A 13,980-nucleotide genomic window follows, 5' to 3' on the forward strand; every position below is an offset into this window, starting at 1 on the left:
TTTTCAGATGACCAGCAGTCTAGCCTCTCTCGAATCGGCCCTGGATTACACCTTCCAGGACATTTCGCTGCTCGAGCAGGCCGTGACTCACCGCAGCCACAGCGCACGCCACAACGAGCGCCTGGAATTCCTCGGCGACTCGGTGTTGAATTTCACCGTCGCGGCCTTGCTGTTCAAGCGCTTTGCGCGCATCGACGAAGGCGACTTGTCGCGCCTGCGCGCCAACTTGGTCAAGCAGGCCTCGCTGGCCGATATCGCCCAGAAGCTCTCGTTGTCGCAATACCTGCGGCTGGGCGAGGGCGAACTCAAGAGCGGCGGCTTTCGCCGGCCTTCGATCCTGGCCGACGCGCTCGAGGCGGTTTTCGGCGCGGTGTTCCTCGACTCCGGTTTTGATGCGGCGCACAAAGTGATCGCACGGCAGTACGCGCCGATCCTGGTCCACGTAGATCCCAAGACCCTGGGCAAAGACCCCAAGACTTTGCTGCAGGAATTGCTGCAGGGCCGCCGGATCGCGCTGCCGGTATATACCGTGGTCGCCACGCATGGTGCGGCGCACAATCAGACCTTCGAGGTCGAGTGCGCCATTCCCAAGCTCGAAGTCAAGGTGCTTGCCGGCGGCACCAGCCGCCGCGCCGCCGAGCAGTCCGCCGCCACCTTGGCGATCGCTGCGATCGAGGCCCAGGGCCCGGGCAAGGGCACGCGCCGCCGCCCGCGCAAGTCGGCGCAGCTCTCGCTGCCCGTGGCCGTGTCGCAGGAAAGCAGCACATGAAAAAAGACGACGTACACGCGCCCGCGCACGGGACGGATCCCGCGCAGCGGGAAGACGGACCGTCCTCCGCGCCCGCAGAGGCAGCGTTCCGTTGCGGCTTCGTGGCGATCGTGGGCCGGCCCAATGTGGGCAAGTCCACGCTGGCCAATGCGCTGATAGGCAGCAAGATATCGATCGTCTCGCGCAAGGCCCAGACCACGCGCCACCGCATCCACGGGGTGCTGACGCGCGATCACGAACAGTTCATTTTCGTCGATACCCCCGGCTTCCAGACGCGCCACGGCGGCGCCATGAACCGCATGATGAACCGCGTGGTGACCCAGGCGCTGGCCGAGGTGGACGTGGTGGTGCATGTGGTCGAGGCCGGCAAGTGGTCGGCGGGCGATGCCCAGCTCGTGCCGCTGCTGCCCAAGGGCCGCCGTGCCATCCTGGCGGTCAACAAGGTGGACGCCCTGCGCGACAAGAACGAGATGTTCGCCTACGTGGGCAAGATCATGGCCCAATACCCCTACGACGCCGTGGTGCCGGTCAGCGCGCTGCGCGGGGTGCAACTGGATAATCTGCTGGACGAGATCGCCGCCCGCCTGCCGGAAGGCGAGGCCATGTTCGAGGCCGACACGCTCACCGACCGGCCGCTGCGCTTCATCGCCGCCGAGCTGCTGCGCGAGAAAATATTCCGCCTGGTCGGCGACGAGCTGCCTTATGGCTGCACCGTCGTCATCGAGCAGTGGGAAGAAACCGACAAGGGCGCCCGGGTCGCGGCCTGCGTGGTGGTCGAACGGGACAGCCACAAGCCCATATTGCTGGGCGCGGGCGGCGCGCACATGAAGCGCATCGCCAGCGAGGCGCGCCAGGACATCGAGCGCCTGCTCGAGAAGCCGGTGCACCTCGAGGTCTACATCAAGGTGCGCAAGGGCTGGTCCGACCGCGAAGGGGCGCTGCGCGAACTGGGCTATGAGTAGCGGTACCCGCGGCGCGCGGGTGCAAGAGGCCGCGGGCTATCTCTTGCACACGGCGCCCTGGCGCGAGACTTCTTTGATTCTGCAGGCATTCACCTGCGACCACGGCTGCGTGGCGCTGGTGGCCAAGGGCGCCAAGCGGCCGTATTCGGTGCTGCGCCCGGTGCTGTCCATGTTCCAGCCGCTGGACCTGTCCTGGAGCGGAGCCGGCGAGGTCAAGACCCTGACGCGCGCCGAATGCGCGGGCGTGCGGCCGCTGTCGGGGCGCGCCCACATGTCGGCCTGGTACATGAACGAACTGCTGCTGCGCCTGTTGCCCCGCGAAGATCCGCATCCGGTCCTGTTCGGCGCTTACGACGCCGCCCTCGATCTGCTGGCTCAGGGCTCGCCCGCAGCCGGCGCGCTGCGCCGCTTCGAGTGGATCTTGCTGCAGGAAACGGGCTACGGCATCGACGCACCCGAGCCCGATTTCGAGGACGCGCGCAGCGAGCCCCGCCTGCGTGCCATGCTGCGCGAGCGGCTCGACGAGCAACTGGCCGGCCGGCCCTTGCAGACCCGCAAGGTGCTGATGGAGTTGCAGCGCTATTGATGCCGGCGATGCCCTGGTCCCCAGTCTCCGATATGCCATCCGACGATCATGCGCGGCAGGCCGCGTCCGTGCCGGCCCCGGGCGAGCCGGCCGCCCCGGCGGTGTCGGCAACGGCAGCAGCAGCCTCCGGCGGCGCCGGGCCGGTGCCTGCCGTGGTGGTGCTGGACACCTGCGTGCTGATTTCCAGCGTGCTGCGCCGGCTGCTGCTGCACCTGGCCGGCGAGGGGCGCCTGCAGCCGGCCTGGAGCCGGGTGATCGGCGAGGAGTGGCGGCGCAACGCGGCACGCCTGTGGGACGTGCCTGCGGACGACGTGGCGGCGCAATGGGAGGCCTTGCAGCTCTCCTTTCCCCTGGCCGACCTGGGCGAGGTGGGCGCCTACAAGCAGGGCCTGCGCTACAGCGACCCCAAGGACTGGCACGTGGTTGCCGCGGGCCGCGCCGCGCTGGCCCGCTGGCCCGGGCAGCCCGCCGCCGTCCTGACCCGCAACATCAAAGACTTCGATCGCCGGGAACTGCGCGGCCTGGGGCTGCAATTGTACGAACCCGACCGCTATCTGGAGCTGTGCTGGGCGGCCTGGGGCGAGCCGCTGCGCCGCGGCCTGGAAGAACTGGCGCAAGAGCTCGCGCAGATCGAAGGCGCGGCTACGCTGGACGAAGTGCTGGGACGCGAACGCCTGTACCGCTTGCGCAAGCTGTGGCGCCTGCATGTCCGGCAGGCAGAGACCGGGAGCCGTCCGTCATGAAGCAGGGCATAGCCTTGTCGGTCGCCTCGTCGGGCCTGTTCGCGGTGCTGTACTACTACTCGACGATCCTGCCGCCGGTCACAGGCACGGAAATCTTCGCCTGGCGAGTGCTGCTGGCGCTGCCTTTCCTGGCCCTGCTGATTTCGCGCGGCCGCGCCTGGGGCGAGGTGGTTCGTTGCGCCCGGCGCGCCCGGACGCAATGGCGCTACGGCGCGGCGCTGGTCGTCAGCGCTGCGCTGCTCGGCGTGCAGCTCTGGCTCTTCACCTGGGCGCCGCTGCATCGCAAGGCCCTGGACGTGTCGCTGGGCTACTTCCTGCTGCCGCTGTGCATGGTGGTGGTGGGGCGCTTCTTCTATGGCGAGCGGCTCAGCCGCGTGCAATGGCTGGCGGTCGCCGCCGCCGCCGCGGGCGTGGTGCACGAAGTGCTGCGCCTGGGCACTTTTTCCTGGGCCACTGCCCTGGTGATGTTCGGCTATCCGCCGTATTTCATGCTGAGACGCAAGATACGCCTGGGATCCTTGGCCGGCTTGTGGTGCGACATGCTGTTGCTGGCCCCGCCGGCCTTGCTCGTGATCGCTACCCAGCAGCCGAGCCTGTGGCACCAGTTGGCGACGGCGCCGCGGCTGCTGGGCCTGATTCCGCTGCTGGGCGGGCTCAGTTCCGTCGCGCTGGTCTGCTATCTGTCGGCCAGCCGCATGCTGCCTCTGGCGCTGTTCGGGATCCTGGGCTATGTGGAGCCGGTGCTGCTGTTCTGGGTGGCTTTCCTGTTCCTGGGAGAGCCCATGGCCGCCGACGCCTGGTGGACCTACATCCCTATCTGGGTGGCGGTGCTGCTCATCGCCGGCGAGGGGGCGCTGCTGTGGCTGCGGGAGGCGCGACGGGCGGGCCTGAGGCAGTAACTTGAGCCGGCAGCGTGCCGTGCCACGGCTGCCGGGCACGGGGGCAACAACATGTCTTGTCCGGCTGCGGGGCCACGAAAGGCCTGCCCTGGAAACGAAGAAGCCCGCGACGCGCGGGCTTCTGGATTTTTGGGGGGCGGCCGCCGGCTGGCGGCGCGCCCCGGCGGGCTTCGTGCCTAGTTGCGGTTGTTGCCGCCCAGCACGCCCAGCAGCATGAGCAGGTTGACGAACACGTTGTACAGGTCGAGATAGATGGCGAGCGTGGCGCTGACGTAGTTGGTTTCGCCGCCGTTGATCACGCGCTGCAGGTCGACCAGCAGGAAGGCCGAGAAGATGACGATGGCCATGACCGAGATGGTCAGCATCAGAGCCGGCAGATGCAGGAAGATATTGGCCAGCGAGGCGACGATCAGCACCACTGCGCCGATGAAGAGGAATTTCTGCAGGTGCGAGAAGTCGCGCTTGGTGGTGCTGGCGATGCTGGCCATGGCGCCGAACACCACGGCGGTGCCGCCGAAGGCCAGCATGATGAGCTGGGTGCCGTTGGCCAGGCCCATGACCGCGCCGAGCAGGCGCGACAGCATGATGCCCATGAAGAACGTGAAGGCCAGCAGCAGGGCCACGCCCAGCGAGCTGTTCTTGTTGCGTTCGATGAGGAACATGAGGCCGAAGGCGCCGATCAGGAAGATGATGGCGCTGGTGCCCGGGTTGGCCCCCATGCTCTGGTTGACGCCGGTGTACAGCCCCACCAGCGCGCCGAGCACGGTGGGTATGAGTGACAGCGTCAGGAGCCAGTAGGTGTTGCGCAACACCCGGTTGCGCACGACTTCGCCCGGGGCGGCGGTATAGCCGCTGCGGGAGGGAAGGGGGGCTTGCCGAAAATCGCTCATGGTGAATCCTTTTGTGGGAGGCTGGGCGCGGGCGGCGGTGTGCCGCCACGCCAACCTCGTAGTCTACAACCTATAGGCTATAGAATAGCTTACAAATAACTGAATTATCAAGAGACCGCCCGGTAAGAGGCGGTCCGGAAAAGAACGCAGGGGGGCCGGGAGACGGCCGACAGGCATCGGCTGCGAACCGGCGGGCTACCGGTCGCGAGGCGCGCGTGCGCCGTCCCCGCCCTTGATGATTTAGACGGCTTCCGTCGTACTTGGTTCCTTGGCGGGCGAGCCCGGGCGCCGCCAGGGCGCTGCGGGGCGTTCAGGCGCGGCCCGAGACGTCGTGGGCGTGCAGCTCGTGCCCCGCGGCCTGGTAGGCACGCCAGCGCGTACGTGCCGCCTGCCGGTCGTCGGGGTCGTCCGAGACGATTTCCAGCACACGTTCGTAGGCCTGGATGCCGGGCGGACAGTCGGCGTCGAGGTTGATGAGCCAGGCGGGCAGGGCGTCGCCGGACGGCGGCGTCGCCGGCACCTCGTCGGCCAGCCACACGGGCGTGGAGGCCGCGAGCGGATCGCCTGCCGCCACGTGGGGCAGGAATGCGACGGGCTCGAAGCTCCAGAGCAGGCGGTCGATGCGCGCCAGCGTCTGCGCGTCGCGGCTGTATACCACCAGGGCCCGCCCGGCCGCGTAATGCCGCTGCGCCACGGTGCATGCCATGCGCAGGCGGTCCGGCGCGCCGAAGGCGAAATCCACCCGCGCCATCGGCCTAGGCCTGGTTCAGCAGGTACTGGACCAGCAGCGGCACGGGACGGCCGGTGCCGCCCTTGTCCTTGCCGCTGCGCCAGGCGGTGCCGGCGATGTCCAGGTGCGCCCAGGGGTAGGCGCCCGTGAAGCGCGACAGGAAGCAGGCCGCCGTGACCGAACCCGCGGGCCGGCCGCCGATATTGGCGATGTCGGCGAAGTTCGATTGCAGTTGTTCCTGGTAGGCGTCTTCGAGTGGCAGGCGCCAGGCGGTGTCGTTGGCCTGGCGGCCGGCCTGCAGCAGGCTGTCGGCCAGCGCATCGTCCTTGCTGAACAGGCCCGAGTTGACGTGACCCAGGGCGATGATGCAGGCGCCGGTAAGCGTGGCGATGTCGATGACGGCCGCGGGCTTGTAGCGTTCGGCGTAGGTCAGCGCGTCGCACAGCACCAGGCGGCCTTCGGCGTCGGTGTTGAGGATTTCTATGGTCTGGCCCGACATGCTGGTGACCACGTCGCCCGGCTTGTTGGCGCGGCCGCTGGGCAGGTTCTCGCAGGAAGGGATCAGGCCTATGACTTCCTGCTCGAGGCCGATTTCGGCCACGGCGCGCAGGGTGCCGAGCACGCTGGCAGCGCCGCACATATCGTATTTCATTTCGTCCATGTTGGCCGCGGGCTTGAGCGAGATGCCGCCGGCATCGAAGGTGATGCCCTTGCCCACCAGCACGATCGGGGCCTTGCGCGATTTGCCCGCACCTTTGGCGCCCGGCGGCGTGTGCTTGAGGATGATGAAGGCCGGCGGTTCGTACGAGCCGCGCGCGACCGACAGGAAGGAGCCCATTTTCAGGGCCTCGATCTGCTTGCGTTCGAGCACTTCGGCCTTGAGGCTCTTGAATTCGCGGGCCAGCTTGCGGGCCACGTCGCCCAGGTAGGTGGGCGTGCAGACGTTGGCGGGCAAATTGCCCAGTTCGCGCGCCAGGTTCGCGCCTTGCGCGATGGCGGCGCCGTTGCGCAGGCCGCGTTGAGTCTCGGCGGCCTGGGCGCGCGTCACCGACAGCGCGAATTTCTTGAGGCGCGGGGCGTCGTCGCGTTCGCGCTTGCTGAAGGTGGCGTCGTAGCGGTAGGCGGCCTGGCCGGCGGCCGCGGCGGCGGCCTGGGCGCGTTGCGCCAGGCCGGCAGCGGGGCATTCCGTGGCCGCGAGCGTGGACACCGCCTCGCCGATCCGGGCCTGCACGCAGAAATTGGCGAAGACCTGCTCGGCCTTGGCGTGCACGGAAGCGTTATATGCGTCTTGTTTGCCCAGGCCGATTAAAATGACCTGATTGGCGCTGACGCCTTCGAGTTTGCGCAGCGCCAGATGGGTGCCGGCCTTGGCCAGGAATTCTTTCTTGAGCACTTCGCGCAAGGCGCCATGGCTGGCACGGTCGATGACGTCGGCGGCGGGAGTGAGCATGCCGTCGGCAAAAACGCCCACAGCCAGGGCTGCGGTCTTGATCTGGTGCAGTGATGCGGTGGTCAGTGTGCTAAATTCCATGCGCGTTTTCCAAGTATTGCTGCGGGTTGCCTGCAGGATGCCGTTGATTATCTCGCATATTTTCCCATGTCTCTATTCAAGCGTTCCGTAGTTTCCGAGATCATGAGCCATGCGGGCGTGGTGTTTTCCACGCTGCTGATCGTATGGCTCAGTGTACTGCTGGTGCGCTTGCTCGGAGAGGCCGCCAACGGCAATATCGGCGCCGACGTGGTGCTGGGCCTGGCCGCGTTTTCCAGCATCACGGCCCTGCCCGTGATCCTGTCGGTGTCGCTGTTCATCGCGGTGCTCACCGCCGTCACCCGCAATTTCCGCGAGTCCGAGATGGTGGTGTGGTTCGCCAGCGGCCTGTCGCTCAAGGACTGGGTGCTCCCGGTGCTGCGCTGCGCAGTGCCGGCAGCGATACTCATCGCCATCCTGACCCTGGCCGCATCGCCCTGGGCCTACCGGCAGATCGCCGAGTACCGCCAGCGCTACGAGCAGCGCTCCGACCTGTCCAAGGTCACGGCCGGGCAGTTCATCGAGACCGAGGACGGCAAGCGGGTGTTCTTCGCCGAAGACCCCACCAAGCCGGGCGACCAGTTGGGCAAGGTGATCGCCCGCGTCATCGATCCGGAATGGCTGAGCGTGATCTCGGCCGACAGCGCGCGGGTCGAGACCGAGCCGGACGGCGACCGCTTCCTGATCCTGAGCCAGGGCCACCGCTACGATCTCAAGCCGGGCAAGCCGGACCTGCGGCTGTTCGACTTCAAGCGCTACGGGTTCAGGCTGGAAAGCAAGAACGACGCGGGCTCGATCAAGGCGGCGCGCGAGATGGCGGAGCGCCAGATCAAGGCCCGGCCCACCGATCAACTGATGCGCGACCACACAGACGATGCGCGCTCGCAGCTGATGTGGCGCCTGGCGCTGCCGCTGGCGGCGCTGAACCTGGCGCTGCTGGCCATTCCGCTGGGCGCGGTGAACCCGCGCCTGGGGCGCTCGGGCGACGTGCTGATCGCCGGCCTGGTGGCGTTGCTGTACATGAACCTGATCAATCTCTGCCGCGGCTGGATAGGCAAGGGCCAGCTCAGCTTCGGCGTGGGGGTCTGGCTGGTGCACGTCCTGTTCGCCGCGCTGATGGTCTACATGATGTGGCGCAAGCTGCGCGTCAAGGCGCCGAAGGATCCCGGGCTGCCCGCGGAACCGGCAAGCTAGCCGAGCTTCGTGCACATGGGCCGGACACGCAGGCCTGCTGTCCGGCGCCGCGATTCCCGGCCGCCGGGCCGCGCTTCCTACGGTTGCGGGTATTGCAGCCGGTCGGCGCGGCCCTGCAGCAGCGGCGCATTGAGCTGCACCGCCTTCTTCAGGTAGTCCCATAGCGCCATGACGCGCTTGGAGCGGCGCAGGTCTTCGTGGCAGTACATCCAGAAGCTGCGGGTGATGACCACCTGGTCTTCCAGCACGGGCCGCAGGCGGCTGTCCTGGGCCGCCATGAAGCAGGGCAGCACGGCCAGCGCGCCGCCGCGCAGGGCCGCATGATATTGGGCGATGACGCTGGTGCTCTTGAACACCACGCGGCTGCCGGGCAGGACGTCCTCCAGGTAGCGCAGCCTGTCGCTGAACACCAGCTCTTCCACATAGCCTATGAAGCTGTGGCCGGCCAGGTCGGCCCGGCTGCGGATGGGGCCGCTACGCTCGAGATAGGTGTGGGTGCCGTAGAGCCTGAGCTCGTAGTCGGTGAGCCGGGTGCAGATGTAGGGCCCGCGCTGCGGCTGTTCCAGGGCGATTGCCAGGTCGGCCTCGCGCTTGGACAGGCTGATGAAGCGCGGCACCGGCAGTATGTCCAGGGTGAGCTCCGGATAACGTCCCAGGAAGTCGGTCATGAGCGGCGTCAGCACGTAGTTGCCGAAGCCTTCGGTGCAGCCTATGCGCAGGTGCCCGGACAATGTCTGGCCGATGCCCGAGAGCTCTTCGCGGGCCGACAGCAGCGCGCCTTCCATTTGCTCGGCATAGGCGAACAGGCGCTGCCCGTCTTCGGTGAGGGTGAAGCCGCTGGCCTTGGATTTGTCGAACAGCACCGTGTCCAGGCTTTGTTCCAGGGCCTGCACGCGGCGCGAGACCGTGCTGTGCTGTACGCCCAGCCTGAGAGCGGCTGCGCTGACGCGCTGAGTGCGTGCCACCTCGAGGAAATAGCGCAGGCCGTCCCAATCCAGCATAGGTCTCCGATGCCGGTCGCGGCCGGCGTCATGGCGCCCTTGTCGTCCGGCCGCCGGGCTGCCCGGCGGGCCCGAGGGCGCGCGTTGCTTGTGCAAATATTAGCAAGGAATGTGCAAATATTTGCATAGTCATAGGTTTTTTAGACAACTACACTGCGCCTGTATCCCGTCCGGCCGGCCCACGGATCGACGGACGGGACGCCGGGCCCGCCAGTGGCGGGCCCGGCGGCGCGGCGCCTTCCCGCCCAGGGCGGTGTGCCGGTATCCGCTGCCTGGGGCTTGTTCACACTAAAAGGGGCACCCCTTTGTGAACAGATCCCAGGCCCATAACACTACAACGGAGACTCCCCATGAAGAAATTTTCCCTGTCATTGACGGCGGCGCTGTGCCTGGGCCTTGCGGCCGGCGCGCAGGCGAAGACCATTCCCCCTGTCAAGATCGGCGTGCTCACGGACATGTCCGGGCCCTATGCCTCGATGGGCGGCGCGGGCTCGGTGGCGGCGGCGAAGATGGCCATAGACGACTGCCTGAAGGCCGAATGCAAGGGCATGCATATAGATCTGGTCTCGGCCGACAACCAGAACAAGGCCGATGTGGGCGCCGCCAAGGCGCGCGAATGGATAGACCGCGACGGCGTCACCGCGCTGGCCGATCTGACCAATTCGGCGGTGGCGCTGGCGGTGCAGGGCGTGGCCAGGGAAAAAAATGTGGTGGCGATGTTCTCCGGGCCTGCCACGACCGATCTGACCAACAAGAATTGCTCGCCGGTGGGCTTTCACTGGATGTTCGACACCTATTCGCAGTCGGTGGGCGGGGTCAAGGCTACGGTGCACAAGGGCGGCAAGTCCTGGTATTTCCTGACGGTCGATTATGCGTTCGGCCACTCGCTGGAAAAGGGCGCGGCCGATATGGTCAAGCAACTGGGCGGCACCGTGGTGGGTTCCGTGCTGCATCCGCTGAACACTTCCGATTTCGCTTCCTACCTGTTGCAGGCGCAAAGCTCGAAGGCGCAGGTGGTGGCGCTGGCCAATGGCGGCCAGGACACGGTCAACGCGATCAAGCAGGCGCGCCAGTTCGGCATCGTCAAGGGCGGCCAGCGCCTGGTGGCCTTGCTGGTGTTCCTGTCCGACCTGCGCGCGCTGGGCCTGGCCAATGCCCAGGGCCTGACCTATGTGGACGGCTTCTATTGGGATTTCGACGATGCGTCGCGCAAATGGTCGGCGCGTTTCGCCCAAGCCTATAAAGGCCTGAAGCCGACCATGACCCAGGCAGGTGTATATTCAAGTGTGCTGCATTACCTGAAGGCCGTGGCGGCGTCGGGCTCGACCAAGGGCGACGTGGTTGCCGCCGAGATGCGCAAGATCCCCATCCAGGATCCGATCATGCACCATGCCTCGATACGCCCCGACGGGCGCGTAATACACGATATGTATCTGTACGAGGTCAAGACGCCGGCCGAATCGAAGAACGACTGGGATTATTCCAAGCTGGTGGCGACGATACCCGCCAAGGATGCGTTCCAGCCGCTGTCGCAATCGACCTGCCCGCTCGTGAAGAAGAGCTGACTCTCGCACACGCCTATATGAAATGAGCGCATCGCCGATGCGCGAAGGAGACCCTGATGAGTGCCGTACCCCGTATCCCTCTGTTGATTGGAGGCAAGCTGGTTCAATCCAAGACCACCGAATGGCGTGATGTGATCAATCCCGCCACGCAGGAGGTCGTGGCGCAAGTACCTTTCGCCACCCGCGAGGAGCTCGACCTGGCCGTGGCCGATTCCAAGCGCGCCTTCCAGACCTGGCGCAATACCAGCCAGGGCGCGCGGGTGCGGGTCATGCTGAACCTGCAGAAGCTGGTGCGCGACAATACCGCCAAGCTGGCCGAGCTGATCACTATCGAGCACGGCAAGACGCTGCCGGACGCCGAGGGCGAGGTAGGCCGCGGCCTGGAGGTGATCGAGCACGCCTGCGCGATGGCCACGCTGCAACTGGGCGAGTACGCCGAGAATGCCGCGACGGGCATCGATGTCTATACGCTGGTCCAGCCGCTGGGCGTCTGCGCGGGCATTACCGCCTTCAATTTCCCCATCATGCTGCCGTGCTTCATGTTCCCGATCGCGGTCACGGCGGGCAATGCCTTCATTCTCAAGCCGTCCGAGCAGGATCCGAGCTCTTCGCTGCTGCTGGCGCAACTGGCCCTGGAGGCGGGGCTGCCGCCGGGGGTGCTGAATGTGGTGCATGGCGGGCCCGACATGGCCAATGCGATCTGCGACCATCCCGACATCAAGGCGCTGTCGTTCATCGGTTCGACGCATGTGGGCACGCATATATACCGGCGCGCCTCGGAAGCCGGCAAGCGCTGCCAGGCGATGATGGGCGCCAAGAACCACAGCATCGTGCTGCCGGATGCCGATCGCGAAGCGGCGCTGAACCAGTTGCTGGGCGCGTCGTTCGGCGCGGCCGGCCAGCGCTGCATGGCGATTTCGGTGGCGGTGCTGGTGGGCGAGGCGCGCGACTGGCTGCCGGATTTCGTCGAGCGTGCGCGCAAGCTCAAGGTAAGTGCGGGCGTCGATCGCGGCGCCGACCTGGGGCCGCTGGTCTCGCCGAATGCGCGCAAGCGGGTCGAGGCGCTGATCGAGCAGGGCACGAAGGAAGGCGCGGAACTCGTCCTGGACGGTCGCAATATCGAGGTCTCGGGCTATGCCAAGGGCAATTTCGTCGGCCCGACGGTGTTCAATAATGTGACGGCCGATATGGCGATCTACAAGGAAGAGGTGTTCGGGCCGGTGTTGTGCGTGGTGGGGGTGGACACGCTGGAAGAGGCGGTGGATTTCATCAATCGCAATCCGAACGGCAACGGGGTGTCGATCTTCACGCAGGACGGAGGCGCGGCGCGCTATTTCCAGAACAATATCGATGTGGGCCAGGTCGGCATCAATCTGCCGATTCCGGTGCCGGTCGCGTGGTTCAGTTTCACGGGCTCGCGCGCCTCGAAGCTGGGCGATCTGGGGCCCAACGGCAAGCAGGCGGTGTTGTTCTGGACGCAGACCAAGACCGTGACGGCGCGCTGGGCGGCACATCACAAAGAGGTGAATACTACGATCTCGATGAAGTAAGTATATAACTAAAAATAATTAATATTTGTTGTTATATAACATATAATGGCCCTTCCTACAGGGCCATTTTCATGAACCTACAGCAATTCCGCTTTGTGCGCGAAACCATCCGGCGCAATTTCAATCTGACGGAGGCGGCGCGCACGCTGTTCACGTCGCAGCCGGGCGTCTCGAAGGCCATCATCGAGTTCGAGGACGAGCTCGGGATCAAGATCTTCGAGCGGCACGGCAAGCGTATCAAGGGCTTGACGAAGCCGGGTGCGGTGGTGTCGCATGTGATCGACCGCATCATGCGCGAGGTGGACAACCTGAAGAAGGTAAGCGACGAGTTCGCGCGGCGCGACGAGGGCGGGCTGGTGATAGGCTGCACGCATGCGCAGGCCCGCTATATCCTGCCGCGGGTGATTCCGGCTTTCCGCGAGAAATTCCCCAAGGTGCGTTTGTCGCTGGCGGAGGGTAATCCGCCGCATCTGGCGCAGATGCTGTTGCATGAGCAGGCGGATGTGGCGATTGCGACGGAGACGCTGAATGTGACGCCGGGGTTGGCTGCTTTGCCGGTGTATACGTGGGAGCATGTGATTGTGGTGCGCCCGGATCATCCGCTGGCCGAGCTGACATCCAGCGCGGCCAAGAAGTTGACGCTGGAGCAGTTGGGGCGGTATCCGATCGTGACGTACGATCATGCGTTTTCGGGGCGCCGCACGATAGACGAGGTGTTCGCGGCCAAGGGTGTGACACCGGATATTGTGCTGGAAGCGATCGATGCGGATGTGATCAAGACGTATGTGGATGTGGGCATGGGGATAGGGATCATCGCCGGGATGGCGTTCGATCCGCGCCGCGACAAGGGGCTGGTGGGTCTGCCGGCGGGGCATTTGTTCGGTACGCATGTGACTAATGTGGCGGTGAAGGCAGGGGTGTTCCTGCGGGATTATGTGTATGTGCTGCTGGAGATGCTGGCGCCGAACCTGACGCGGGATGTGGTGCAGGAGGCGGTGGAGACTGCGGAGAAGGGCGGGGTTGCCGGGTAGGGTTTTTCTTTTTTGATTTGAACGGGTTTCTCTCGGCCTGTGCTTTCTTCTGTTTTGATTCTTGGTCTGTGCGTTCCTTTTTTTGGGGTGTAGTGGGTTTCTTGGCCTGGGCCATGGGCGGTTGGAGCCGGTCGGGCTCGCTCTTTTGATTTTGAATGGGGTCTTGGCCTGCGTTTTGCTCTTTTTGGGGCGTTGTGGGTTCTTGACCCGCGCCGCGGGCGGCTGGAGCCAGTCAGGCTCGCTCGCCCGACCCCGGCTGCGCCGGGGTTGCCCTTGACCTCCGGGCGTTTTGGGGGCGGTCGGCAAACTCGCCCGGCGCACCAGCCCCCGGCTGGTGCGCACCCGTCGGACTCAAACAGTGCCTCCCTTGCATCCCCCAAAACACCCTACGGTGGCGGCGGGCTCGGACGAGCCTGACTGGCTCCAGCCGCCCCACAGCGCTGGACGGTGGCGTGTTTGTTGGGTTGTGGTGCGTTTGCTGGGTGATGACGTTGTTATGTTGTGGTGTCGTAGTGTCTAGTGTCGTGGTGTT

13 protein-coding genes are annotated in these 13,980 nt (G+C 65.9%); 9 read left to right on the forward strand and 4 right to left on the reverse strand.

The window, feature by feature from the left end; genetic code table 11:
• Positions 1-7 precede the first annotated feature (7 nt).
• Genes rnc through rarD form a run of 5 tightly spaced genes read left to right on the forward strand, consistent with a single transcriptional unit; the run spans position 8 to position 3,959 of the window.
• A complete protein-coding gene (rnc, locus tag KVP10_RS10135; RefSeq protein WP_217964420.1) occupies positions 8-769 on the forward strand; it encodes a ribonuclease III in 762 nt (253 codons plus the stop codon).
• Complete coding sequence (era, locus tag KVP10_RS10140; RefSeq protein ID WP_217964421.1) at positions 766-1,731, forward strand: GTPase Era; 966 nt, start codon at positions 766-768, stop codon at positions 1,729-1,731. Before rnc ends, era begins: the two co-directional genes overlap by 4 nt.
• Positions 1,724-2,317: a DNA repair protein RecO gene (gene recO / locus KVP10_RS10145; RefSeq protein WP_217964422.1), complete on the forward strand. Its 594-nt coding sequence runs from the start codon at positions 1,724-1,726 to the stop codon at positions 2,315-2,317. The genes era and recO overlap by 8 nt, the downstream gene beginning before the upstream one ends.
• A 32-nt stretch (positions 2,318-2,349) precedes the next feature.
• Positions 2,350-3,060, forward strand: coding sequence for a PIN domain-containing protein (locus tag KVP10_RS10150; protein ID WP_217964423.1), 711 nt, complete (start codon positions 2,350-2,352; stop codon positions 3,058-3,060).
• The gene (rarD, locus tag KVP10_RS10155; protein WP_217964424.1) at positions 3,057-3,959 is read left to right on the forward strand and encodes an EamA family transporter RarD; all 903 of its coding nucleotides are present in this window, start codon (positions 3,057-3,059) and stop codon (positions 3,957-3,959) included. Before KVP10_RS10150 ends, rarD begins: the two co-directional genes overlap by 4 nt.
• Before the next feature lie 176 nt (positions 3,960-4,135).
• Here rarD and KVP10_RS10160 read toward each other — a convergent pair whose 3' ends face one another.
• From KVP10_RS10160 to KVP10_RS10170, 3 genes are all read right to left on the reverse strand, one after another.
• A complete protein-coding gene (locus tag KVP10_RS10160) occupies positions 4,136-4,849 on the reverse strand; it encodes a Bax inhibitor-1/YccA family protein (RefSeq protein WP_217964425.1) in 714 nt (237 codons plus the stop codon).
• Between the two features lie 310 nt (positions 4,850-5,159).
• Positions 5,160-5,600 carry a DNA polymerase III subunit chi gene (locus tag KVP10_RS10165; protein WP_217964426.1) on the reverse strand — a complete coding sequence of 147 codons (441 nt, stop codon included), beginning with the start codon at positions 5,598-5,600 and terminating at the stop codon, positions 5,160-5,162.
• Between the two features lie 4 nt (positions 5,601-5,604).
• Positions 5,605-7,110 carry a leucyl aminopeptidase gene (locus KVP10_RS10170; protein WP_217964427.1) on the reverse strand — a complete coding sequence of 502 codons (1,506 nt, stop codon included), beginning with the start codon at positions 7,108-7,110 and terminating at the stop codon, positions 5,605-5,607.
• Positions 7,111-7,176: 66 nt separating this feature from the next.
• Between KVP10_RS10170 and lptF the strand changes: the two genes are divergently transcribed.
• Positions 7,177-8,301 (forward strand): LPS export ABC transporter permease LptF, encoded by a 1,125-nt coding sequence (gene lptF, locus KVP10_RS10175; protein ID WP_217964428.1) that lies wholly within the window; start codon positions 7,177-7,179, stop codon positions 8,299-8,301.
• A gap of 77 nt (positions 8,302-8,378) precedes the next feature.
• On the opposite strand, the gene KVP10_RS10180 is transcribed toward lptF, so the two are convergent.
• Entirely contained in the window at positions 8,379-9,302 is a 924-nt protein-coding gene (locus tag KVP10_RS10180) for a LysR family transcriptional regulator (protein ID WP_217964429.1), read from the reverse strand.
• Positions 9,303-9,652: 350 nt separating this feature from the next.
• Here KVP10_RS10180 and KVP10_RS10185 point away from each other — a divergent pair, with 350 nt between their 5' ends.
• From KVP10_RS10185 to KVP10_RS10195, 3 genes are all read left to right on the forward strand, one after another.
• Positions 9,653-10,867 (forward strand): ABC transporter substrate-binding protein, encoded by a 1,215-nt coding sequence (locus KVP10_RS10185; protein ID WP_217964430.1) that lies wholly within the window; start codon positions 9,653-9,655, stop codon positions 10,865-10,867.
• Between the two features lie 56 nt (positions 10,868-10,923).
• On the forward strand, positions 10,924-12,417 hold the full coding sequence (locus tag KVP10_RS10190) for a CoA-acylating methylmalonate-semialdehyde dehydrogenase (protein WP_217964431.1): 1,494 nt from the start codon (positions 10,924-10,926) through the stop codon (positions 12,415-12,417).
• Positions 12,418-12,488: 71 nt separating this feature from the next.
• Positions 12,489-13,448 (forward strand): CysB family HTH-type transcriptional regulator, encoded by a 960-nt coding sequence (locus KVP10_RS10195; protein ID WP_217964432.1) that lies wholly within the window; start codon positions 12,489-12,491, stop codon positions 13,446-13,448.
• The last annotated feature ends 532 nt before the right edge of the window (positions 13,449-13,980 follow it).

It is taken from the genome of Candidimonas humi (assembly GCF_019166065.1).
GTDB classification, from domain to species: domain Bacteria; phylum Pseudomonadota; class Gammaproteobacteria; order Burkholderiales; family Burkholderiaceae_B; genus Candidimonas; species Candidimonas humi.